The 23971-nt window shown below is 75.4% G+C and carries 14 protein-coding genes; 4 read left to right on the forward strand and 10 right to left on the reverse strand.

Features of this window, described 5'->3' with window-relative positions:
* Positions 1 to 113: 113 nt before the first annotated feature.
* The 4 genes from AB0J67_RS20735 (at position 114) to AB0J67_RS20750 (ending at position 5047) form a co-directional block, all read left to right on the forward strand.
* Positions 114 to 497, forward strand: a complete 384-nt coding sequence (locus AB0J67_RS20735) for a GNAT family N-acetyltransferase (protein ID WP_363485027.1) — start codon at positions 114 to 116, stop codon at positions 495 to 497.
* Positions 498 to 566: 69 nt separating this feature from the next.
* On the forward strand, positions 567 to 1799 hold the full coding sequence (locus tag AB0J67_RS20740; RefSeq protein WP_363485028.1) for a Clp protease N-terminal domain-containing protein: 1233 nt from the start codon (positions 567 to 569) through the stop codon (positions 1797 to 1799).
* Positions 1800 to 2070: 271 nt separating this feature from the next.
* Positions 2071 to 3642 carry an MFS transporter gene (locus AB0J67_RS20745; protein ID WP_363485029.1) on the forward strand — a complete coding sequence of 524 codons (1572 nt, stop codon included), beginning with the start codon at positions 2071 to 2073 and terminating at the stop codon, positions 3640 to 3642.
* 37 nt (positions 3643 to 3679) lie between these two features.
* Positions 3680 to 5047, forward strand: coding sequence for a condensation domain-containing protein (locus tag AB0J67_RS20750; protein WP_363485030.1), 1368 nt, complete (start codon positions 3680 to 3682; stop codon positions 5045 to 5047).
* A 7-nt stretch (positions 5048 to 5054) separates the two neighbouring features.
* Here the strand turns inward: AB0J67_RS20750 and AB0J67_RS20755 are convergent, their stop codons facing one another.
* The 10 genes from AB0J67_RS20755 to AB0J67_RS20800 all read right to left on the reverse strand — a co-directional run bounded on the left by AB0J67_RS20755 (position 5055) and on the right by AB0J67_RS20800 (position 23811).
* A complete protein-coding gene (locus AB0J67_RS20755) occupies positions 5055 to 8012 on the reverse strand; it encodes a beta-ketoacyl synthase N-terminal-like domain-containing protein (protein ID WP_363485031.1) in 2958 nt (985 codons plus the stop codon).
* Positions 8005 to 11568 carry an amino acid adenylation domain-containing protein gene (locus tag AB0J67_RS20760; RefSeq protein ID WP_363485032.1) on the reverse strand — a complete coding sequence of 1188 codons (3564 nt, stop codon included), beginning with the start codon at positions 11566 to 11568 and terminating at the stop codon, positions 8005 to 8007. Before AB0J67_RS20760 ends, AB0J67_RS20755 begins: the two co-directional genes overlap by 8 nt.
* Positions 11569 to 11581: 13 nt before the next feature.
* Complete coding sequence (locus AB0J67_RS20765; RefSeq protein ID WP_363485033.1) at positions 11582 to 13894, reverse strand: lantibiotic dehydratase; 2313 nt, start codon at positions 13892 to 13894, stop codon at positions 11582 to 11584.
* On the reverse strand, positions 13887 to 15587 hold the full coding sequence (locus AB0J67_RS20770) for a beta-ketoacyl synthase N-terminal-like domain-containing protein (RefSeq protein WP_363485034.1): 1701 nt from the start codon (positions 15585 to 15587) through the stop codon (positions 13887 to 13889). The genes AB0J67_RS20765 and AB0J67_RS20770 overlap by 8 nt, the downstream gene beginning before the upstream one ends.
* Positions 15584 to 18076 carry a non-ribosomal peptide synthetase gene (locus AB0J67_RS20775; protein WP_363485035.1) on the reverse strand — a complete coding sequence of 831 codons (2493 nt, stop codon included), beginning with the start codon at positions 18074 to 18076 and terminating at the stop codon, positions 15584 to 15586. Before AB0J67_RS20775 ends, AB0J67_RS20770 begins: the two co-directional genes overlap by 4 nt.
* The gene (locus tag AB0J67_RS20780) at positions 18076 to 19446 is read right to left on the reverse strand and encodes a DUF6002 family protein (RefSeq protein ID WP_363485036.1); all 1371 of its coding nucleotides are present in this window, start codon (positions 19444 to 19446) and stop codon (positions 18076 to 18078) included. The genes AB0J67_RS20775 and AB0J67_RS20780 overlap by 1 nt, the downstream gene beginning before the upstream one ends.
* Positions 19447 to 19482: 36 nt before the next feature.
* Complete coding sequence (locus tag AB0J67_RS20785; RefSeq protein ID WP_363485037.1) at positions 19483 to 20565, reverse strand: potassium transporter TrkA; 1083 nt, start codon at positions 20563 to 20565, stop codon at positions 19483 to 19485.
* 3 nt (positions 20566 to 20568) lie between these two features.
* Positions 20569 to 20940: an aspartate 1-decarboxylase gene (panD, locus tag AB0J67_RS20790; protein ID WP_363485038.1), complete on the reverse strand. Its 372-nt coding sequence runs from the start codon at positions 20938 to 20940 to the stop codon at positions 20569 to 20571.
* Positions 20941 to 21092: 152 nt separating this feature from the next.
* The gene (locus AB0J67_RS20795) at positions 21093 to 22622 is read right to left on the reverse strand and encodes an AMP-binding protein (protein ID WP_363485039.1); all 1530 of its coding nucleotides are present in this window, start codon (positions 22620 to 22622) and stop codon (positions 21093 to 21095) included.
* Positions 22612 to 23811 carry a cytochrome P450 gene (locus tag AB0J67_RS20800; protein ID WP_363485040.1) on the reverse strand — a complete coding sequence of 400 codons (1200 nt, stop codon included), beginning with the start codon at positions 23809 to 23811 and terminating at the stop codon, positions 22612 to 22614. The genes AB0J67_RS20795 and AB0J67_RS20800 overlap by 11 nt, the downstream gene beginning before the upstream one ends.
* Between the last annotated feature and the right edge of the window lie 160 nt (positions 23812 to 23971).

The raw sequence follows: 23971 nt of genomic DNA on the forward strand, positions 1-23971 counted from the left end.
CGGCGGTTCTCGGAGCGGGACACGAACAGGCGTCGACGACTCTCAACCGGTACGCGCACCATTCTGGTGAGCCCGACAGCCGGGTCCGTGGGGCCTTCGCTGACTTCGGAACCATGGACAATCATGAGACGGTGAAGCCCTTCCTCGGAGGGGCTCTCACCTGGTGTTTCTTGGTGGGGTTTCCCGACGCCCATGCGCTGTGGCATCCGTCGGACGACCCGGGAAACGCCCTGTACGCGTCGAAGATGATGGTGCCGCTCGAGTATGCCGGTCTGGGGCTTGGAGCAGAGCTGCTCGACTGGGCCGCGGGCCGCGCCTACGACGCCGGTGTGCTGTGGCTGCGTCTGGACGCCTGGACCACGAACGCCGACCTCCACCAGTACTACCGTGGTCTGGGCTTCGAAGGAGTGCGTGTCGTTGCAACACGTGCGTCAGGTGCCTGCTTTCAACGGCCCGCACAGCCCTACCAGGGCGCGCGTTTCAAAGAGGACCGCTAGCCGCACGATGGCGGCTACAGGGTCAGCGCCGTCGCGTCGCCTGTGGCACGATCTGCGGCCGGAGGGATCGTGTACAACCGCTTCAGCCCACAGGCTCAGTCAGCGCTCATCGCGTCCGTCGAGACCGCGCGGTCACTCGGCCACGACACCGTCGACAGCGCACACCTGCTGCTCGGGCTCATCACGCAGGCGCAGTCCGCGGCCGAGCGTGCGCTGACCGGCCTCGGTGTGACCGAGGAGCGGCTCCGCAAGGTCTGCCTCGACCGGCGGCCGCAGGTCGCCGAGGAGCCGGCCGGGCACCTCCCCTTCACCCGCGAGGCCAAGCGAATCCTGGAGACCGCGATCCGGCAGGCGCTGCGTCACAGACACACCGAGCTGACCACCGGTCATCTGCTGGCCGCGACCGCGACGGCGGCCGACTCGGCGGGCGGGCTCGTGCTCAGCGATCTCGGCGTGCCGGTTGCCGCAGTGGAGGCAGCCTGGGACGCGCCCGGCGAGGACTCCGTCGAGCCGCAGGTGGCGCCGACCTTGACGGAGCTGCGGCTGGGACCGGCCCCTCGACTTCCCGGAAGGGGCGCGGCCGCGCTGCGGGCGGCCGGCAGCCTGCTCTGGTTCGCCGTCGTGCTCGGCGTGGCCACGTACGCGACGTGGGACACGGCGGGTCCGGAGCTGCTGCTGACGCTGACGCTGTGCCTGGGCTGCGGGACCCTGCTGTGCGGGCTGCTGAACAGGCGCCGGGCCGTCGTGCCGCCGCCGGTCCGTGCCGCGCTGCCCGACGAGGTCGCCGCGGCGCTGGCGGGCAGCGGCCTCACCGCGGTGGGCCTGCGCATCGACTACTGGGCCGCGGTGGACCGCTGCTACCGCCACGGCCGCCGAGGACTGGTCGTGCTGTCCGGCTACACGGTCGCCGACGAGCGGCGGCTGCGGTTCGTGATCGCCCACGAGCTCGCCCATCTGGCGCGCAACGACTCGCTCCGCTGGCTGCCCAACGCGTTCGGCCTCGGCCTCGCCTCGGGTGCCTTGCTGACGTTCAGCCCGGCGGCCGCGGCGGTCCTGGGCGGTGGATGGCTGATGCATGTCGTCGCCCTGTCCTGGTGGGCCGAGTTGCGCTGTGACGCGATCGCCGTGCGGTGGGCGGGACTCGACTGCATGCGGTTCTGGATCGACGGGCAGTTGGGGGCGCTGCGCGCCAAGCCGAACCGGACGCTGCGCGTGCGCCTGCGCACCGCACGGGACCTGCTGGTTCATCCGCCGCTGCGATGGCGCATGGCCGCGGCCGCGCACGTCGGCACCGTTCGCTAGGCACCCGCAGCGCACGGCGTGGTCCGCGCCTGGTCCACCCGGCTCGGCCCGCGCGTTGGCGCAACCGTGGCCACGTAGAACAACAGCGTGCGACCCGCTGTCCTACAGTGACGGTCTGGCACTACGCCGATCCCTGCCCGGATGACGTCGGGTAGACGATCCACATCGAGCGCCGGCCGCGCGGGCGTCCGTATGCTTAACCGTCCCGCCTTCGCGGGACCGCAGCGACGCTCTCGCGGAGGAGTCCCTTGACCGAGCCGGTGTGGTCGGCTTGAGCGCGACGGACACAGCTCCGAGGCAGAGCCGCGCGGACCTGGTCCGGCTCGTCGCGGCCGAGGCGGTCTCCAACATCGGCACGCGGATGACGTTCTTCGCCGTGCCGTGGCTGGTGCTCGTCACCACCGGCGATCCGGTGAAGGTCGGGCTGGTCGCCGGGGCCGAGACGCTGACCTATGTGGTCAGTGGTGTACTGGCCGCGCCGCTGCAGGACCGGATCGGCGCGCGGCGCACCTCGGTGTGGTCCGACGCCGCCAGCGTCGCCGTGATGGCCGCGATCGCCGTCGCCGGGCAGTACGGCTTCGGCCTGCTGCTGGCCCTGGTCGCAGTGCTGGGCGTGCTGCGCGCGCAGGGCGACCGCGCCAAGGTGACGATGCTGGTGCCGCTGATGGGCGCGACCGGCGGCGACTACGCCCGCGTCGCCGCGACCCGCGAGGGCGTGCTGCGCACCTCGACGCTGGCCGGGTCCTCGCTGGCCGGCATCGCGGTCGTGGTGTTCGGCGCGATCGGCGGGATCTGGATCGACGCGGCGACGTACGCGGTCGCGGTCGTGCTGACGATGGCGACACGTCCGGCGGCCACGCAGGCCGGGGACAATGAGGCACCGGCGACGCCGTACTTCACGGCGTTGCGGGACGGGTTCACCTGGTTCCGGCGCAACCGGCTGATGCGCGCGGTCACCGGGATGCTGTTCTTCACGAACCTGTTCAACCAGGCCAGTGCGGTGGTGTTCGTGCCGCTGTGGGTGCTGGCCAACATGGACGACGCGGCCGCGCTGGGGGCGGTCGCGACGGCGTACGCGGTGGGCCTGATCGCGGGCAACGCGCTGGTCGCCTGGCTGGCCCCGGTCCTGCCGCGCTACCCGCTGCTGGTGGCGGGCTACCTCATCGGCGGGGCGCCGCGGTTCGTCGTGCTCGCCCTCACCGACGACCTGCTGGTGATCGTGGTCGTCACGGTGATCGGCGGGATCGCGATGTCGTCGCTCAACCCGACCGTCAGCGCGATGATCTACCAGCAGACGCCGAAGGAGCTGCTGGCCCGCATGGGCGGGATCATCACAGCGGTCGCGTTCGGCGGTGCGCCGCTCGGCGGCCTGCTCGCCGGGTTCCTGGTGCAGTACCTCGGGCTGACCAACGCCATCCTCGTCGCGACGGCGCTCTACTTCACCGTCACGCTCACCCCGATCGTCGGCTACCGGCTGTGGCGCGAGCTGAACGACACGGCGCCCGCGAAACCCCGGCCGGGCGACGGCAGGCCGCTCCCCCAGCTCTACGGCCTGGCCGGTGCCGCGCTCGGGCCGCGGGTCACACTGCGGTACGCCGAGGGCCGGTGGACGGTGGGGGCGCGGCACGGCCTGCGCAGGCTGCTGCCCACCCGGCCGGTGGCGCCCGCGGCCGCCGTCACCGCGCTGACCCGGATCGACGTGGAGCCGCTGCACACCGCGCTGCGCGGGGCGATCGACCACGACCGGGGGCTGGCCGAGGGGCGGGCCCGCCTGGTGCGCGGCCGGCTCGTACGCCTGCAGCGGCATGTCGAGGATCTGACCCGGGCGCTGGACCGCGCGTAGTGGACAACGGTCGACGCCCGCCGGGAAGATGTTCACCATGACCGATGTGACGATGGAGTCGCCTGTCAGCGCCAGACCGTCACACCTGGTCGAGCTGCCCCTGACCCCGCTGCAGGCCCGCTGGTGGCAGCTGTGCAGCCGCTTCCCGGGCGGCATGTCGCCGCTGGTCGACCTGGTCCACCGCCTGCGCGGCCCGCTCGACGCCGACGCGTGGGCGCGTTCGGTGGACGCGGTGGTCGACCGGCACGAGATCCTGCGCACCCTGTTCGCCGACCGGCCGGGCGGCCCGGTGCAGCTGGTGGGCCCGGCGCGCGGCATCGGCATGGAGCTGATCGACCTGCGGGACCTGCCGGCCGAGCAGCGTGAGGAACGTGCCCGCGAGCTGCTCAACGAGCGCCGCAGGCTCGCCCTGGACCTGCGCACCGGCCCGCTGGTGCACACGTCGCTGCTGCGGCTGGCCGACGACGACCACGTGTGGCGGATGACGATCCACCACATCCTCGCCGACGGGGCGTCGCTCGGGGTCATCGACCGCGAGCTGGGCGCGCTCTACCCGGCGCTGGCGGCGGGCACCGCGCCGGTGCTGCCGGAGCTGACGGTGCAGTACGGCGACTTCGCGCTGTGGCAGTCCACCGCCGACACGGAGCAGGAGGACGAGGACCGCGAGTACTGGCGTGCGCAGCTCGCGGGCCTGCCGCCGCTGGACCTGGTCGAGGCGTTGCCGCGCCCGGCGGAGAAGGGTGCGCCCGCGGCCGAGGTCGCCCGCGCCGTCGACGGCGAGCTGACGCGGCGGATCGAGGAGCTGGCGCGGGCGGCCCGGTGCACCAGGTTCATGGTGCTGCTCGCCGCGCTGCACGTGCTGCTGTCGCGGGCCAGCGGGCAGGTCGACTTCGCGGTCGGCATCCCGGTGGCGGGGGTGGGCCGGACCCGGCCGGAGCTGGCCCGGCTGGTGGGGTTGTTCAACAACGCGCTGGCGCTGCGCTGCGACCTGTCCGGTGATCCGTCGTTCCGGGAGATCCTGGCCGCCACCCGGGAGACGGTGATCGACGCGCTCGACCACCAGGACCTGCCGTGGGGCGAGGTGGTGGCCGCGCTGGGGCTGCCGCACGACCCCGGCCGGGCGCAGGGCTTCCAGGCGATGTTCCTGCACGACGAGGTGCGGGTCGCGAGCCGCCTGGTGCTGCCCGGCCTGCGGGTGGAGGAGTTCGCGCTGGGCATCCCCCGCGTGCTGCACGACCTGATGGTGTACGCGGGCCCGGGCGAGCAGGGCCTGTCGGTGAAGTTCGTCTACGACACGGGGCTGTTCACGGCGGAGACGGTGTCCGGACTCGCCGAGGGGTACGAGCGGCTGCTGCGCACCGTGGCCGACGATCCGGACGTCCGGCTCTCCGAGCTGGTCAAGTAGGCGCGGTTCACCTCCGGGCGGCGGCGCGGCGCTCGTCGATCGCGTCGGCCATCGCCCGCAGGGTGGGCGCGTCGAAGATCACCCGCATGGTGAGGCGTACCCCGAACGCCGCGCGCACCTGGGCGATGAGCTGCACCGCCGTGAGCGAGCTGCCGCCCAGCGCGAAGTAGTCGTCGTCAGGCTTGATCTCGTCGGCGCCCAGCAGGGTCGACCAGATCCCGGCCAGCCCGTGCGCGGTGTCGGTGTCGGCGCGGTGGTCGAGCGCGGTCGGGGCCTGCGCAGCGGCAGGCTCGCCAAGCGCTGCCCGCGGGCCGTCCGGCGCGGCGAGCGAGGTGGGCCGAGCGTCCGCTTCGGCGAGTCGGGTCGGCTGGGCGTCCGCAGCGGCGGCCACGGTCGGCGGGTCAGGGTCGATCCAGTGCCGGGTGCGTTCGTAGGGGTAGCCGGGCAGGGGCACGCGCCGCCCGGCACTGCCGAGGTCGACCGGCACGCCCTGCGCCCACAGCCGCCCGGCGGCCGCGTAGCAGGTGGCGAGCGCGTCGCCGGGCTCGTCGGCGGCGGGCAGGCTGTGCAGCGGCTGCGGACCGCCACGCGGTGTCTGCATCCGGGCCAGGCCCGCCAGCTGGCGACCGGGCCCGCATTCGACGAACTGCACCGGGCCGGCGGCCAGCGCCGCCGCGACGGCGGGACCGAACCGGACGGGTTCGCGCAGCAGGCCCGCCCAGTACGCCGGGTCGCGTGCCTCCCGCGCCGTGATCGGCGCGCCGGTGCGGCCGGACAGGTAGGACGTGGCGGGCGCGGACGGGCCTTCGGCGGCGACGGCCTCGGCGTAGCGCGCCAGGATCTCGTCGGTGACCGCCGGGCGCGGCGGGTGCGTGGTGCGCAGCCGGCGGACGGCGATCTTGCGGCCGGACGGTTCGGTGAGCCGTTCGAGCAGTTCCGGCGGGGACGTGACGACGCAGGTGGCCGGGCCGTTGACGGCGACGACCGCCGCCTCGGCGGGCAGCAGCCGCGCCAGGGTCTCGGGGGTCGCGCTCACGGTGAACGTCGCCTCGGCGGGCAGCTCCCGCACGAGCCGGGCGTGCAGGGCGACCAGGCGCAGCGCGGCGGGCAGGTCGAAGACTCCGGCGAGGACGGCGGCGACGTACTCGCCGGTGCCGTGGCCGATCATCGTGGCCGGGCGGACTCCCCACGACCGCCAGAGCCGCGCCGTGGCGTACCCGGTGCTGAACGACGCCAGGAACGGCTCGCTCAGCAGTTCGTCGACGGGCAGCCCGAGCAGCGCGGCGCACCGGTCGACCTCGGCGGCGAACACCGGCTCGGCGGCGCCTATGCCGGACACCGAGGACGCTGCGGCCGGACCTCCGAACAGGAACACCACGCCCGGCACCACTTCGGCCACAGCCTGGAGCCGCCGGTCGGGCGTACGCAGCGCGGCGGCCGCGTCGGCGGGGTCGGCGGCGACGACCGCGCAGCGGTGCGGATGTTCGACCCGGCCGACCCGCAGGGTGTGGGCGACGTCGGCGAGGTCCAGGCCGGCCGCGGTGGCGAGATGGTCGGCCAGGCGGGCGGCGGCGGCGTCGCGGGCGGCGGCCGAGCGCGCCGAGATCCGCAGCAGGTGGACGGGCCGGTCCGCGCGGGTGGGCCGGGCGGCCGGGGGTGCTTCGAGCACGACGTGGGCGTTGGTGCCGCCGATGCCGAACGAGCTGACCGCGGCCCGGCGCGGCCCGCTGTCCGGCGTCCAGGTGGCGAGGGTCGCGTTGACGTAGAACGGGCTCGCCGCGAGGTCGAGCGCCGGGTGGGGCGCCGTGTAGCCGAGGCTCGCCGGGATGAGGCCGTGTTCGAGGGCGAGCGCGGTCTTGATGAGCCCGACGACCCCGGCGCCCTGGCTGAGGTGGCCGATGTTCGACTTCACCGAGCCCAGGGCGCACCACTGGCGCTCGCCGCTGCCGCGGCCGTACACGGAGGTCAGCGCCTCGACCTCGATCGCGTCGCCGAGCGGGCTGCCGGTCGCGGACGCCTCGACATAGCCGACGGTGCGCGGGTCGACGCCCGCGGTGGCCAGGGCGTTGGCGACGACGGCGGCCTGTCCGGCGACGCCCGACGCGGTGAAACCGATCTTGGCCGCGCCGTCGTTGTTGACCGCGTTGCCGAGCACCACCGCGTGCACGTGGTCGCCGTCGGCGAGCGCGTCGGCGAGCCGCTTGAGCAGCACCACTCCCCCGCCGCTGCCCGCGACGGTGCCGGTGGCGGCGGCGTCGAACGGCCGGACGTGCCCGTCGGCGGAGGCGGCCGAGCCTTCGCGGTGCAGGTAGCCGCGGTCGCCGGGCAGCTCGATGCTGACCCCGCCCGCCAGCGCCATGTCGCACTCGCCCGCGCGCAGCGCCTCGGCGGCCGTGTGCACGGCGACCAGCGAGGTGGAGCAGGCGGTGTAGATGCCGACGCTGGGCCCGCGCAGGTTCAGGTGGTACGACGCCAGGGTGGTGAACGTGTCGGCGTGGTTGCCGTTGCCGATCGTGGTGTGGTCGGTGCTCGCCATGACGGCGCGGTTGGCGTGCAGGTGCCGCCACCGGTAGGTCTCCATGCCGCGGCCGCCGTAGACGCCGATGTCGCCCGGGTGGCGGGCCGGGTCCCAGCCCGCGTGCTCCAGCGCGGCGTGGCACAGCTCCAAAAACAGCCGGTGCTGCGGGTCGGCCAGCGCCGCCTCGCGCGGGGTCAGCCCGAACAGGCCCGCGTCGAAGTCCGCGACGTCGTCCAGCAGGTAGGCGACCGGAACGTAATCCGGGTCGTCGACCTCGGCGGCCGGGACACCGGCGCGCAGCAGGTGCTCGCGGCTCAGCTCGGTGCGGGCGCTGTGCCCGCCGACGAGGTTCTGCCAGAACCGGTCGAGGTCGGCCGCGCCGGGCACCCGGCAGGCCATGCCGATGACGGCGATCGGTTCGGGGCCGTCGATGGGTTCGTCAGCCACGGGGCTCTCCTTCGGTGCCGATTCTGGTCCGGTGCCGGGCGCGGCGGGCCGCGCCGCGGCGCAGCGCCTGCTCGACGGCGTCGTCAGTGCCGTCGCCGGTCGCGCCGCCGTCGAGGTGGGCGGCCAGCGCCCGCACCGTCGGGTGCCGGAACAGGTCGACCACGCGCAGCTCGCGCCCGGTGAGCCGGTGCAGGCGCTGCTGCACCGTGGCGACGGCCAGCGAGGAGCCGCCGGAGTCGAAGAAGTTGTCGGTGACGCCGACCGCGTCGAGCCCGAGGACGTCACACCACACGGCCGCGACGGCGTGTTCGGTGGGGGTGGCCGGCGGCCGGCCGATCACGCGGGTGGGCCGCGGGGCGCGGCGCCGGGCCGGTGGGCTCGGGGCCGCGGTGACGGTGCGCGGCGGGGCCAGTGCGGCGGCCGGGGTGTCGCCCGCGGCGAGGCCGCCGACGATCACCTGTCGCAGCGCGTCCAGCAGGTCCCGCATCCGGGCTGCGGTGTAGAGGTCGCTGTTGTAGACGATCTCGATACGCGTGCGCCCGGCGCGCTGCACGCCGTACAGCGTCAGGTCGAACGCGGAGCCGGGGGCGGGCACCGGCACCGGCTCGCCGACGGTCCCGGCGAGGTCCAGGCGCGGCGCGTCGAAGTTGAAGACGTTGAACAGCACCTGCACCAGCGGGCTGCGCACGACCTGGCCGCCGAGGCCGAACGCCTGCACGATGCGTTCCAGCGGCGCCTCCGGGTGGGCCAGCGCGGCGATCAGCTCGTCGCGGGCCGCGCGCACGTGGTCGGCGAAGCCGCGCTCGCGGTCGGTGCGCAGCCGCAGCGGCATGATGTCGATGAAGAAGCCGACCATCTGCTCGAAGTCGGGGTCGCGGCGGTCCACCGCCGGGGTGCCGACCACCAGCTCGTCCTGCCCGGCCCAGCTCGACAGGACCAGCCCGAACGCGGCCAGCAGCACGGCCGACGGCGTCGCGCCGTGCTCGCGGGCGAAGCGCAGCAGGTCGGCGGTGGTAGCGGCGTCGAGCCAGTCGCCCACGTGGCCGCCCGCGTAGGTCTGCTCGGCGGGCCGGGGCCGGTCGCCGGGCACCTCCAGCACGGTCGGCACACCGTCCAGGTGGGACGTCCACCAGTCCAGGTCGCCGTCGGCGCGGCGGCTGCGCCGCTGCTCGCGCCAGGCGACGTAGTCGGCGTAGGTGGCGGGCAGCGGCGGCAGCGCCGCCGGGCCCTTGGCGTACGCGGCGGCGAGGTCGTCGTAGAGCGGCGCCTGCGACCAGCCGTCGAACACGGCGTGGTGGGCGGTGATCGCGAGCACGTGCTCGTCGTCGCCGAGCCGGAACAGCCGGTTGCGCCACAGCGTGTCGGTGGCCAGCGTGAAGCGCCGGGCGGCCTCCGCGGCCAGCTGCCCGGCCAGCTCACGCTCACGCTCGGCGGCGGGCAGGGCGCTCAGGTCGGTCACCGGCAGGGGCAACTCAGCGGCCGGGTCCAGCACGGCGTAGGGCACGCCGTCGGCGTCGGGGATGCGCCAGCGCAGCACCTGCTGGCGGGCCGCGACCGCGGTCAGGGCACGTTGCAGCGCCGCCGGGTCCAGCGGCCCGCGCAGCCGCTCGGCCAGCACGATGTTGTACGCGGCGGCCGCGGCCGGCGAGTACCGCTCCAGAAACCACAGCCGCTGCTGGGACGGGGAGAGCGCGGGCGGGCGACCGCGTACCGGCCGGTCGTCGGTGAGCGCGGCCGCGGCCTGCGCGCGGGCGGCGATGGCCCGCAGCGTGCGCCCCTGCAGCACGTCCTCGACGGCCACGTCGCGGGCGAGCCTGCGGCGCAGCGCGGCGACCAGCCGCATCGCGGTGATCGAGTGGCCGCCGGTGTCGAAGAAGTCGTCGTCGCGGCCGACCCGCACCAGCCCGAGCAGCCCGGCCCACACCTCGGCGACCTGCTCCTCGACCGGGGTGGCCGGTGGCACGAACGGGTGCTCGCCGGTCGGCCCGTCAGCGGTGGCGACGAGCCTGTCGAGGTCGACCTTGCCGCTGCTAAGCAGCGGGAGTTCGGGCACGGTGTGGATGCGGGCGGGCACCGTCGCGGCGGGCAGCTGCGCGGCGCAGTGCCCGCGCAGCGCCTCCGGCGTCACCGCGCCGGTCACGAACGCCACCAGCGTCGTCCCGTGCGGGCCGTCGACCGCGGCGACGGCGGCGTGCGCGACGGCCGGATGTGCCCGCAGCACCGCCTCGACCTCGCCGATCTCGACCCGCTGCCCACGTATCTTGACCTGCCGGTCGATCCGCCCGATGAACCGCAGCTCGCCGTCGGGGTCCCAGGCGACCAGGTCACCGGTGCGGTAGAGCCGCGCGCCGGGAATGCCGGAGAACGGGTCGGGCACGAACCGCTCCTCGGTCAGCTCGGGCGCCCCGAGGTACCCGAGGGCCAGGCCGGTGCCGCCGGCCAGCAGCTCGCCCGGCTCGCCGAGGCCGACGGGGCGCATCCACTCGTCGACGACGTGGACGCGGTGGTTGGCGGCCGGGCGGCCGATCGGCAGCGGCCGGTCCCAGGCGCCCGTCGCCTCGAACCAGGTGACCAGCACGGTCGTCTCGGTGGGCCCGAACAGGTTGAGGAACCGGCGGTCCCCGGCGGTCCACCGCGCCACCTGCTCCGGGCCGGGCGCCTCGCTGCCGGTGAGCACGACCCGCAGCTCGGGCAGGCCCTCGGGGTCGAGGATGGGCAGCACCGCCGGGGGCAGGAACGCGACGGTGACGCCGTGGTCGGCGCAGAAGCGCTGCAGCCGGGTCGGGTCGGCCCGGTCGGCGGCACCGGCCAGCGCGACCGTACCGCCCGCGGCCAGCGGCGCCAGCAGGTCGATGACCGAGGCGTCGAACCCGATCGAGGCGAAGCCCAGGCAGACGCTGCCGCGGTCCAGGCCCGCCAGCGCGGCGAGGCTGGTCACGAACTCGGTCAGCGCCTCGTGCGGGATCATCACGCCCTTGGGACGGCCGGTCGACCCGGACGTGAACATGACGTAGGCGAGGTCGTCCGCCGCCGCGGGGCAGCCCGCGGTGAACCGTCCGACGTCCGTCGTCACCAGAGCGTCTGCGGGAGACGGGTCGGCGGTCGCGGCGGTCGCATGCCCGTCGGTGCGAGCGGCGGCGGAGGGTTCGTCGGCCGCGTCCGGGATCGGCACCAGGTGCAGTCCGGACTCGGCGAACAGCCGCGCCCCCACCTCGTCGCAGACGACGGTGCGCAGGCCCGCCTCGCGGGCGATCTCGCGCAGGCGCGCGGGCGGCAGCGCGGGGTCGAGCGGCACGTACCCGGCGCCCGAGGCCAGCACCCCCAGCAGCGCGACGACCAGCGGCGGACGCCGGTCCGCGCACACGCCCACCAGCGGCTCCGGGCCGGGCAGCCGGGCAGCGAGCGCCTCGGCCGAGGCACACAGCGCGCCGTACGTGAGCGTGGTGTCCCCCTGCCGCACGGCGGGCGCGTCAGGGTGCGCCGCGGCCCGGTCGGCGACGAGGTCGGGGAAGCGGCGGTCGGGGTAGTCCAGCGCGGGTCCGTGCGGGGATGGCATCGGCTGCTGCTCCTCAGTCACTGGTCCGGGCGGACGCCGGGTCGCGGATCGTCATGCGCAGCTCGCTGTGGTAGCGCCGCCCGGCGGCGTCGGGCACCCAGGCCTGCCGCGCGGTCGGCAGCGCCTCCGCGACCGTCAGCGGCACCCGGTCGCCGCCGGCCCGGTGCGCGGCCCGGACCATCGCCGTGAACGCGGCCACGTACGCGGGGCCGGTGAAGTCCACATAACACGGCTTGACCTCGGTGCCGACCCGGATGAACACCTGCTCGGGCAGGCCGAGCCGGTCCCGCCAGCGGCGTACGGCCAGGTAGCGGGAGGCCTCGTCGAGCAGGGTGTCGTCGAGGCCGACGTCGGCGACGGCGGTGCGCCAGGTCTCCCGGTGCACGACCAGCCGGCCGACGCTCACCCGGGGCGTGTGCGCCCGGCCCGCGGCGGGCTTGAACGCGTTGACCGCCCGCGACGACAGGAACGAGCCGAACAGCTCCGTCAGCGGCCAGGTGCGCCCGTCAGTGCCCCGGCCGACCGGCTCGCCGTCCACGACGGACAGGGTCAGCGCGGCCAGCGGCAGCACCTGCGACGGCTCCGGGACGGGCGCGGGCGCGTACGCCAGCCGCACGTCCCCCGGCCCGTCGAGGGTGAACGCCATCCGCGCGGTGAACTCGGGGAAGTCCTGCGGGTAGAGCGGCACGACCCGGTCGCCCAGGTCCCGGTGGACCGCCGCCCGCAGCCCGTCACGATCGTGATGGAACCGGGTGAACACGCCGTTGTCGCAGGTCAGCCAGGCCATGTGCAGCTCGCCGAGGACGGCGGTGAACTCTCCACGCGCCAGCGCCCGCGCATCCTCGGCACACAGGTGCAGGTCGGGGCTGTGCAGCCGGGCCGCCGGCCAGCCGGGGGCGTCCGCGGCGAACACCTGCGCGACCTCCTCGGCGACCTCGGCGGGGTCGAGGGTGACCGGCCCCGCGTCCGCCTCGTCCAGCCGCAGCAGCCGGGCCCACCGGGCGGTGAACTCGGTGACCACGTCGCCGACCGGCCCGTCCCCGAAGATCACACCGAGGGCGAGGTCCCACACGTCGGCCAGCGGGACCGGTCCGTCCTGGGCCGACTCGTCGTGCAGCTCCCGCATGGCGGCGGTGAACGCCCCGGCCATCGCGGCGCTCAGCCACCGGGCCGCCGCCAGCAGCGGCACCAGCGTCTCGGCCAGCAGGGCGAGCACCGGCTCGCCGAACGACACGTCCAGGTCGCGTACCGCGTCCTCGTAGGCCAGGCCCCGGCCCACGTAGGTGGCGCCGGGCCGGTGCTGCACCTCGCCGCCGGTTACCGCGACGAACTCGTCCTGCAGGCGCAGCGTGGCCGCGCGCACCGCGTCGGCGTCACCGGCCGCGCGGGCCAGCTCGTCACGGGCCGCGAGCAGCCGCGCCAGCCCGGCGAGGGCCTCGTCGCGCAGCGCCGGTTCGCCCAGCTCGGACAGGCGGCGGCGCAGCTCGGCCTCGGCGGCGATGGTCAGCGGCAGCTCGACGCCCCAGCGCAGCACGCCCTGCTCCGCCAGCTGCTCCAGGGCCAGCAGGGCGTCGGCCTCGCGGCGGAACCCGGCCGCCGGGTCGGCGAGCGCGGACGCGACCACGTCGCGGGCGGCCCGGGTGCCGTCGCAGGCCGACAGCAGGGCGGCCTCGGCGGGCGTGAGCTGCCGTGGCGGCAGGCCGACCCGCAGGAGCCGGGCGCCGTCAAGCGCCAGGTGGGGTTGGACGGTCACCGGCAGCCAGGGCCGCAAGCGCGGGTCGGCGGCGAGCCGTGCGGCGTACGCGGTCAGCGCCCGCCATTCCAGGTCGACGACGCGGCCGCGGACCAGACCCGGCCCCGGGGTGACCCGCGCGGCGGCGGCGTCGGTGGTGAGCTCGGCCCAGCAGACCGGGCCGAAGTAGCCGATGGTGTCGTTCTTGCCGCAGTAGCGCTGCCAGTACCGGGTGACGACGATCTCGCGCTGGCGCCGCCGGGAGTTGCGCGGCGCGTGCGGGCCGGTGCGGACCAGTCCGTCGAGGGCCTCGACGGAGTTCAGGCTCTGCCAGGTCACCGCCTCGCGGAACAGCGGGTCGGCGGCGATCTCGCACAGCCGCTCGGCGGCCCGGCGGGTCGCGTCGGCGAACGCGGCCTCGAACTGCGCCCGGTCGACGTCGCCGGACAGGTACGCGTCGGCGTCCTTGGCGCATTCGGTCGCGCCGAGCAGGTCCAGGCCGGTGGCGGGGAACCCGGGGGCGCGCAGCGCGGCCGAGCGCCAGGCGTGCCAGCCGGTGTCCCCCAGCGGCACCAGTCCGTCCGGTTCAGACACGGGCACCTGCCCGCGGCTCGATCCAGTGGCGGCGGCGCTGGAACGGGTAGCCGGGCACCGGCACCCGCCGACCGGCGCCGGGCGGCACATTCCCGCCGCCGAGCCAGGTCGCGGCCTGCTCGCGCAGCTCGGCCGGGGCCGCTGCGGGCGGCGCGACCGGCGTGCCGTCGGCGATGGCGGCCAGGGCCTGTGTCGCATCCGCCACGTCCTGGCAGAGGACCGCGGCCCGGTGCGGCAACGGCCGCCGCCCCACGGCGAGGGTGTACGCCAGGTCGGCGACGGGTTGCTGCGGTGCCGGCCAGGCGGCGAGCCGCGCGGCCAGCTCGCGCAGCGCGGCAGGGCTGCCCGCGCTCAGCGGCAGCAGCAGCCAACCGGCCGCGGCAGGACCGTCCGGGCGGGAGGGTGCGGATTGGACCAGCACGTGGGCGTTGGTGCCGCCGAGGCCGAACGAGCTGACCCCGGCCCGGCGGGGTCCGGGCCATTCCCGCGCGGCGGCCGAGACGGTGAACGGCGTCGCCGCGAGGTCCACGTCCGGGTGCGGGCGGCGGAAGTGCAGGGTCGGCGGGATCACCCCGTCGCGCACGGCGAGCACGGCCTTGATCAGGCCGAGGACACCGGCGGCGGCGTCGAGGTTGCCGAGGCCGGCCTTCGCCGAGCCGAGCACGCAGTACCCGGTGCGCCCGGTGGACGGCCGGAATGCCCTGGTAAGGGCCTCGATCTCGATGGCGTCGCCGACGGCGGTGCCGCTGCCGTGGCCCTCGACGAACCCGACCGTGTCGGCGTCCCAGTCGGCGGCGGCCAGGGCCTCGGCCACCACGGCCGCCTGGCCGGCCACGCCCGGCACGGTGAACCCGGCGCGCGCGGCCCCGTCATTGTTGACCGCCCACCCGGCCAGCACGCCGTGCACGTGGTCGCCGTCGGCGACGGCGTCGGCCAGCCGCTTGAGCACCACGGCGCCGCCCCCGTTGCCGAAGACCTGGCCGGTGGCGTCGGCGTCGTACGGGCGGCACACCCCGTCGGCCGACCAGGTGCCGCCCGGCCGGTGCCGGTAGCCGCGCTGGCGTGTCGAGGCGACCGCGGCGCCGCCCGCGACGGCGACGTCGCAGCGGAAGTCGAGCAGGCTCTGCGCCGCCTGGCACACCGCGACCAGCGACGACGAGCAGGCGGTCTGCACCGCCACCGCCGGGCCGGTCAGCCCCAGCGCGTACGCGACACGGGTCGGCAGGTAGTCGCTGGTGCCACCGGCCAGGGCGTCGTCCCAGTCGTCGGGCAGCGCCCCGGCCGGGGCGACGGCCGGGTTGCCGAGCAGGTGGTGGCGCAGGTAGCGGTCGGCGCCGCAGCCGGCGAAGACACCGATCTGGGCGGTGCCGCGGGCGGGGTCGAGCCCGGCGTCCTCCAGCGCCCACCAGGCCGCCTCCAGGAAGATGCGGTGCTGCGGGTCGAGCAGCGCGGCCTCGGCGTCGGTGTAGCCGAACAGCGCGGCGTCGAAGTCCTCGAGCCCGTCGAGGTAGCCGAACGCGGGCACGTACGTCGGGTCCGCCGCGGGCAGCCCCGCCGCGGCCAGCTCGTCGGGGGTGAACCGGCGTACGGCGTCGGCGCCCGCCCGCAGGTTGCGCCACAGGGCGGTGACGTCGGGCGCGCCCGGTGCGCGGCAGGCCATCCCGACGACGGCGATCAGGTCGTCCTCGCTCACGACGGTGTCTCCGCGAGGGCCTGCCGGGCCTGCCGGCGGCGGCGCATGCGGTCGGCGGCCCGGCTCTGCGCCGCGTCGACTGGTGGTGTGTCCGAAGTGGACGTCCGATCGCGCAGGTGTGCGGCGAGCGCGGCGACGGTGGGGTGCTCGACGAGCCGGGTCAGCGGGATCCGCTCCCCCAGCGCCGCCTCCAGCCGCTGCTGGACCAGCGCCATGAGCAGCGAGTGCCCGCCCAGCTCGAAGAACGGGGTGTCCCGGGCGACCTGCTCGACGCCGAGCACCTCGCACCAGGCCGCCGCGATCGTGCGCTCCACCGGGTCCTGGTCGGCCGCCGGGGCGGCGGGCGCGGGCGGCTCGGGCAGGGTGCCCACGTCGAGCTTGCCGGTGGGGCCCATCGGCAGCGCGGCGACGACGACCACCGCGCGCGGGAGCATGAAGTCCGGCAGCAGCCGGGCGAGCGCGGCGCGCAGCGCGGCCGGGTCCGCCGCGGTGTCGCGGGCGGGGACGGCGTACGCGATGATCTCCTTGACCTGCGGTCCCGCGCCCGCGGGGGTGGGCCGGGCGACCACGGCGGCGTGCCCCACGCCCGGCAGCGCGGCCAGCGCGGCCTCGACCTCGCCCAGCTCGACGCGGTATCCACGGATCTTGACCAGGCGGTCGGCGCGGCCGGAGAACACGAGCCGTCCGTCGGGCAGCCGCCGCGCGACGTCGCCGGTCCAGTACGCGCGCTCGCCGCCGTGCTCCCGGAACCGGCTCGCGGTCAGCTCCGGCAGCCCGTGGTAGCCCAGCGCCACGTGCGGGGTGCGGACGACGACCTCGCCGGTCAGGCAGGCGGGCCGCCCGGCGGGGTCGACGAGCACGACGTCGATGCCGTCGAGCGGGTGCCCGATCGGCACCACGGCGTGGTCCAGCGGGGCGTCCGGCGCGAGGTGGTGCTGCGCCGCGAAGCTGATCTCCGTGGTGCCGTACCCGTTGACGAAGACCGTCGCCGGCCCGAACCGGTGGCGGGCCAGCTCCACGTCGTGGCGGGTGACCTCCTCGCCGCCGAGCAGCACCGCCCGGACGCCCGGCAGCCTGCCCTGCTCGCCCAGGCTCGCCAGCAGGTAGCGGTAGACGGTGGGCGTGGAGTGGTAGATCGTCACCCCGTGCCGGGCCAGGGTCTGCGCCAGCTCGCCGAGGCCGTGCGCGCGCAGGTCGGCGGGCACCGCGGCGGCGCCGGACAGGATCGCCCCGAACGTGTCGGTGACCGCCATGTCATACCCGAACGAGGTGAGCACGCTGGTGCGGTCCGCCGGGGTGATGGCGAAGTTGCGGACGTGGTTGGCCACGCCGAACAGCACGTTGCGGTGGCTCTGCACGACGGCCTTGGGCGCGCCGGTCGACCCGGAGGTGTAGAGCAGGTACGCCGGGTCGTCCGCACCGGCCGGGCTGGTGAGCCCGGCCAGCACCTCGTCCAGATCGGTGTCGTCGGCCGCGGCCGCGACGGGCACCAGCGTGATGTCCGGGCGGGACGCCGCCTCGGCCAGCCGCCGGGCGAGCGGGGCATGCGCCGCGTCGACGAGCAGCACGTCGGCGCCGCTGTCGGCGAGGATGTGCGCGAGCCGCCGCTCCGGGAAGCTCGGCTCCAGCGGCACGTACGCCCGGCCGCTGACCAGCGCCGCGAGCAGACCGGTGATCGTGGTGGCGCCGTGGCGGCACAGCAGCGCCGCCCGCCCGGGCCGCGCGCCGGTGTCGCCGGTGGCGCGGCGGATCGCGGCGGCGGTGGCGGCGACGGCCGAGCCGAGCTGCCGGTACGTCGGCTGCCCGTCGTCGGCGAGCACGGCGGGCCGGTCGGGGTGGCGGGCGACCTGCGCGGCGAACGCGGTGCAGATGGTGTCGTGCGGCCCGGCCGCCCAGCCGAGCGGCTCGCGGCGGGGCCCGCCGTGCAGGGCGGCGAGGTCGGCGGGGCGGCGCCGTTCGTACGCGGACACCGGCAGCAGGTCCGCAGTGGACCTTCCCGGATCGGCGGCCATCGCGGCGAGCAGGGCGGCCAGATCGGCGGTGAAGTCCGCGGACAGCTCGTCGGGACAGCCGCCGACGGCGATCCGGCCGTCGGCGACCGACACCGTGAGCTGTGTCAGCTCGCCCTGCGCCGACGCGGCGACGGGCGTCGCGCCGGGCCGGGTCAGCAGCTCGCGCACCGGCCCGTCCGCGGTGAGGTCGAAGTGGAACCCACCGCCGGGACCGTGCACGGACTGCCGGGCCCGGCCGGTGTAGCGGCGCGCGAGCAGCGCCACGGCGGCGCGCGCGACGTGCTCCGGCGGCACCCCGCAGTCGTGGGCCAGCGCCGCCAGGGCGGCGCGCTCCTCCGGCACACCGCAGTCCCCGGCTGCTTGCGCGGCACGCTCTTCCGGCACGCGGCCGGGACCGGCCGGCGCCGTCAAGACGGCGTGCTCCTCCGGCAGGCCGCCGTCGCGGGCCGCCGGGGAGGCGGCAGGGTCGGCGGCCATCACCGGCCGCCCAGGACCGCCGCGGCGATCTCCTCCACGGTGGACACCTCGGCGTCCGGCTCGTACACCGCGTAGTCGTCGTCGCGGTAGCTGCCCGAGCCGTGCACGACGACCTCCAGACCGGCAGGCACCAGGCCGCGGTCGATCGCGTTGAGCACGCCGGTCAGCGCCATGACGATCGACCACTCGCGCAGGTCGGCCGGGTCGGCGGGCAGCTCGCACGGGGTGTGGCGCAGCAGGTCCCGCAGGTGGGCGTAGCGGCCGAGGCACTCGCGGCGCGAGACCGTGACGCCGTCGCCGCCGTGCCGGGCGATGAGGTCGTTCATCGCGGGCGAGGTCACCGGCTGGTGGGTGTAGAACGTCGGGTCGAGCACCTCGTCGGGGTCGTCGGTGACGGCCGGGAAGTGCGGGTCGGCGTCCTGGTGCCACAGGCCGGTCGCGGCGTCGCGCCGGTAGGCGGGCAGCCGGTCGCGGGAGAACGTGCCGTGCCGCAGGTTCAGCACCATGTCCGGGGTGCCCAGGTGCTGCACGAGCAGGAATCCGGGGCGCGGCGATCCGGCGGCCCGGCCCGAGTCCTCCAGCACGTCCCGGCCGAGGTTGTAGCCCAGCAGGCCGAACGCGCTGGACACCGCGTGGGCGTGCCAGCGGGGCGCCGCGGCCGTCGCCGGGGCCGCGTCGAGCTCGAACGCGGCGCGGGCGGCGTCGGCGACGAGGTAGTTCGGCAGCGCCAGCGAGAACCACAGCGCGGTGCCGTGCTTGTCGAGGGCCTGCTGGGCGTACGCGTCGACGAAGGCCCGGCCGAGCGCCTTGACGCCCTCGGGCTGCGCGCCGGTGAACCGCAGCAGCGGGTTCGCGGCCCGCAGCGCCGGATCGGCCGACAGCGGGTCGCGGCGGAACTTGTGCCGCGTCGACCCGGGCGCGAGCACGACGACGCGCAGCTGCTCGGGGGTGACCAGGTTGGCGGCGATGGCGCGGCCGACGGCGTCGCGCAGGGCGATGCCCTTGTTCGCCGAGGTCGGGGTGAAGATGCAGATCGGCTGCCCGGTGCGGCGGATGTGCTCCACCGCACGGGCGACGATGAGCATCGACGGGAACGTCTTGGTGGTGCGGGTGCCGGGGTTGCCGGTCAGGTCCATGAACCGCATCGGGTGGCCCGCGTGCTCGCCCAGCTCGCGCCAGGTCGCGCCGGCCGCGGCGAAGAACTGCCTAACGGGCCCGGACAGTTCGGGCAGGTCGAACCCGGGAGCGAAGCCGGGCGTGCCCGCGGGGTCGCCGGGGCCGGCGCCCAGCCGCTCGACCGCCGCCGCGATCACCTCGTAGTAGTCGACGATGAGATTCCGGGTCGCCGGCGCGGTCGCTGTGGTGAGCACCGTTGCTCCTCCTGGGGTGAGGGGTGATCGGATGGGTCAGACGAGGGCGGGTGCCACCGGCCGCAGCCGGCTGCGCAGGTCGCAGAACCGGTCCCGGACCGTGTCGTAGTCGGCGGCGGCCCAGCCGTGCGCGACCTCGGGCAGGTACGCCTCCAGCGCCGCGGCCGCGCGCGGCAGGTGGTGGACGCGGCCGTCGCCGACCTCGATCCCGTCGGGGCGGCCGGCCCGGTTGTTCCAGGCGACCGCCTCGGCCGGGTCGAGGCCGGGGAGGTTCAGCGCGACGGCGCCGCCGGTCAGCCGGACCGGATAGCCGCCGGGCAGGCCCAGCGGCCCCGGCAGGCTGGTGTGCACCTCCGCGCCGGACAGCAGGTCGGTGAGCAGGCGTGCCGCGGCGTGCCCGGCGATGGCGTTGAGGTCGCGGCGCGGCTGGGCACGGTCGGCGGCCAGCAGCGCGGACACGCCGGGCACCGGTGCGCCGTCCAACCAGGCGCGCACCTCGTCGGCGGGGTCGTCGGGCTCGGTGAGGTGCGCGTGGTGGGCGAGCACCGCCAGCCGGCGCTGGTCCGGCAGCCCGAGCGCCGCCTGCAGGCAGGCCGCGAGCGTGGCGGCGTTGCCGATGCCGCAGAGCACCGGCAGGCCGAGCATCGCCAGCAGCGGGTTGACCGCGTCGGGGAAGCACCCGTTGACCAGCAGGGTGTGCGGGCTGGCCGTGGCGACCGCCCGCGCCAGCCGGACCGCGACGGTGGCCTGCAGCGGCAGCGTGACGCCGAATCCGGCCTGCTCGACCAGGCGTGTCCAGGGCGAGGGCCGGGTCGCCTTCTCGTACGGCGACTGCGCCGAGGCGCAGCAGACCAGCACCGCGGGCTGGAGCGCGGCCAGCGTGGCGGCCTCGTCGCCGAGCGGCCGCGCGGTGAAGACGGCGGCGGTGCCGCCGACCGCGGTGCGCACCCGGCAGTCCCGCACGAGCTGCTCGACCGCGTCGAGGTTGCGGGCGAGCACGGTGACGGTGATCGGGTCGGTGTCCGGGCGCCGCGGCGGGGCCAGGCTCGCCAGGGACCGGCAGAGCGAGCTCGCCAGTGCGCCGCTGCCGACCACGGCGACGTGTTGCGGGGTGGTCATCGCTCAGACGGCGGGGTCGCTGTGCACCGACGTGATGCGGTTGGCCTCGTCGACGAAGACCACCTTCGGCTTGCTGTCGCGGGCCTGCTCGTCGGTCATCATCGCGTACGCCGCGATGATGACCAGGTCGCCCGGGTGGACCAGGTGCGCGGCCGCGCCGTTGACGCAGACCACGCCGCTGCCGCGCGCGCCCTCGATGACGTAGGTCTCCAGCCGGGCGCCGTTGGTGACGTCCAGGACGTGGATGAGCTCGCCGGGCAGCAGGTCGGCGGCGTCCATCAGCTCGGGGTCGAGGGTCAGCGACCCGACGTAGTGCAACTCGGCCTGGGTGACCGTGGCGCGGTGCACCTTCGATTTGAGCATCGTGCGATACATGAGTGGTGCTGCCTCCGAGATCGTCACAGGGCTGATCTGCGGCTCGACAGCGGTGGATGCCTGCCGCGGCAGACATTCTCACATGGAAATACTTGTTCAGACAGAGGGTGTCTCACATACGCCAGAGCAGGTTCCGTTTGCACCGGCGACCGCTATTGTCGCGCCCCCGCCGCCCGCAGCGCCCTCTTGTCGATCTTTCCGAGCTCGGTCAGCGGGAGGCGTTCGACCAGCTCCACGCTGCGCGGCGCCCACAGCGCGTTGAGCCGGTCCACACACCACCGCCGCAGCTCGTCCGCCGTGGCCGCCGCACCCGCGCGCAGCTGCACCACCGCGTGCACGGCCTCGCCCAGGCTCGCGTCCGGCACGCCGATCACCGCGGCCGCGCCCACCGCCGGGTGCGCGGTCAGCACGTCCTCGACCGTACGGGAGTAGACGTTCGACGAGGTCAGCCCGGTCACGATCATGTCCTTGGACCGGTCCACCAGGTAGAGGTAGCCGTCGGCGTCCAGGTAGCCGACGTCGCCGGTGTGCAGCCAGCCGTCCACCAGCGTGCGCGCGGTCAGCTCCGGCTCGCCCCAGTAACCCGAGGTCATCAGCCGGGCCGACGCCCACACCTCGCCCACCTCGCCCGGCGCGGCCGGTGCGCCCGCCGCGTCGCGGATCTCCACCCGCGCGGGCGCCAGCGGCCTGCCGCACGAGGCCAGCCGCTGGGGGTGCGCCGGATCGTGCTGGGCCGCCGGATAGGCCGCGATCAGCGTCGCCTCGCTCATCCCGTACGCCACCAGCAGCACCGGGCCGAACCGCGCGATCGCCTCGGCCAGCCGCGCCGGGGCGATGGCGCTGCCCGCGCAGGACAGCATGGTCAGGCTGCCGGTGTCGGTGTCGGCCAGCGCCGGATGGTCGAGCACCTGGTAGAGCATGGGCGGCGGCAGCGTGGCGACGGTGATCCGCTCGCGCTGCACGGTGGCCAGGAACTCCCCCGCGTCGAAGGCGTCGTGCTGCACGAGCAGGCCGCCGGACAGCAGCGTGATCATCCCGGAGGCCTGCTGGCTGGAGTGCCAGAATCCGGCCACGGCGAGCTGCCGCAGGCGGGGGCCGCCCGCCGCCGACTGGCGCTGCGCCGCGGCGTACACGTTGGCGAAGAAGTCGTGGCGGTGCTGCACCAGCTTGGGCCGTCCCGTGGTGCCGCCGGTCTGGAACAGCGACTGCGGCTCTGCCGTGGTCACCGGCGGCGGCTGCGCGTTGTCGGATCCCACGGTCAGGTCGGGCCCCGTGCCGCCCGGACCGAGGCACAGCACCGGCAGACCGGGCGCGTGCCGGGCCAGGTCCGCGCCCGAGCCGGCGTGGGTACGCGGGTCGTACACGAGCGCGTCGACCCGCGCCAGGGCGAGGTACTCCGCGCACAGCGGCGGCGGGGCGTTCGGGGCGATCCACACCGACCGGCAGCCCAGCAGGAGCAACGCGAACTGGGCGAACACCGCCTCCGGCCGGTTGCCGGCCAGCACGGCCACCGCGTCGCCGGGCCGCACGCCGTGCCGCCGCAGCGCGTCGGCCATGCCGAGCACCCCGGCGACCACCTCGGCGTACGTGATGCGACGGTCGCCGTGGACGATCGCCTCGGCGGTGCCGTACCCGGCGAACGCCGTCAGCGCGCGCCGGGCGTAGTTGTCCTCACCGGCCATGGCACAGCACGGGCAGCGTGTCGTGGCCGCGCAGGATCAGCGGTTTGGGTTGCCTGCTCAGCGGTGCCGCCAGTGCCAGGTCCGGGAAGCGCTCGAACAGCGCGGGGAAGGCGATCTCGCCCTCCAGGCGGCTGAGCGCGGCGCCGAGGCAGTAGTGCGGGCCGAAGCCGAAGCTCAGCGAGCCCGGATCGGGCCGGGCCGGGTCGAAGGCGTCCGGGTCGGTGAAGCGGCGTGGGTCCCGGTTGGCCGCTCCGATCATGACCAGCACCGCCTCGCCGGGACGGCACGGCACGCCCTCGATCTCGGCGGCCTCCGGCGCGTACCGGACGAGGATCTGCACCGGCGGCTCGAACCGCACCATCTCCTCCACATAGGAGGTGGCGTTGCCCTGGTCCAGCGCCACCCGCAGGGCGGGTCGCTCCAGCAGCATGGTCAGGCCGTTGCCGAGCAGGTGCGTGGTGGTGACGAACCCGGCGTTGAAGGTCGTGATCAGGTTGGCGACCAGCTGCCGGTCGCTCAGGTCCGTCGCGGCCAGGTGGCTGATCAGGTCGTCGCGGGGGTCGCTGCGCCGCAGCGCCACCAGATCGGTGAAGTACGCCGTCAGCTCCCGCGCCGCAGTGTTCGCGCGGACCATGTTCTTCCAGGTCGCGCCGTCGAGTTCGAGGATCGCGCCGATCGCCAGCACCCGCGGCCGGAACCAGGCGAGGTCCTCCTGCGGCACCCCGAGCGCGTCGGCCATCACGCTGCTGGGCAGCAGGTACGCGAACTCGCCCATGAAGTCCACCGGCCCGCCGCGCGACAGCTCGTCGAGCCGGTCGAGCAGGCGGTGCGTCGAGGCCGTGACCGCGTCCGCCATGGCGGCGACCCGGCGCGCGGTGAAGGTGCGGCCGATCAGCTGCCGCACGCCGTCGTGCGCCGGGCCGTCGGTGAAGAACATCGAGTCGCGCAGCACCTCCAGCGCCTGATGGCGCCGCCACTGCGGGTTGTGCAGGTCGAGGTACGCCGCGTCGAGCTGGTGGAACCGGCTGTCCTTGAGCACCTGGCCCGCCGCCTCGAACCCGTACACGGCGACGGCGAAGCCCTGCTCGGCACCGTCCACCGCCTGCGCCGCGCCCGCCCGGTGCAGGCGTGCGTAGAAGGCGGGTGGATCCGTGCGTCCCTCCTCCGCGAGGAGCACCTTGAGATCCATGGCGCCAGTCCTACCACATCGGAGGCGTCCCGGGAACGGCACCTGTCGATGTGTCCGGAGGTCGTCGGGGCGCGGCTCACTTGATCAGCGTGGATGTCTCCGCACAGGAGACGGGCCGGGCGGGGGCGGCATCTCGAACCCGCCCCCCCCACCCACCCAC

Origin of the sequence: Catellatospora sp. NPDC049609 (assembly GCF_040675365.1) — a bacterium.
Classification (GTDB): Bacteria; Actinomycetota; Actinomycetes; order Mycobacteriales; family Micromonosporaceae; genus Catellatospora.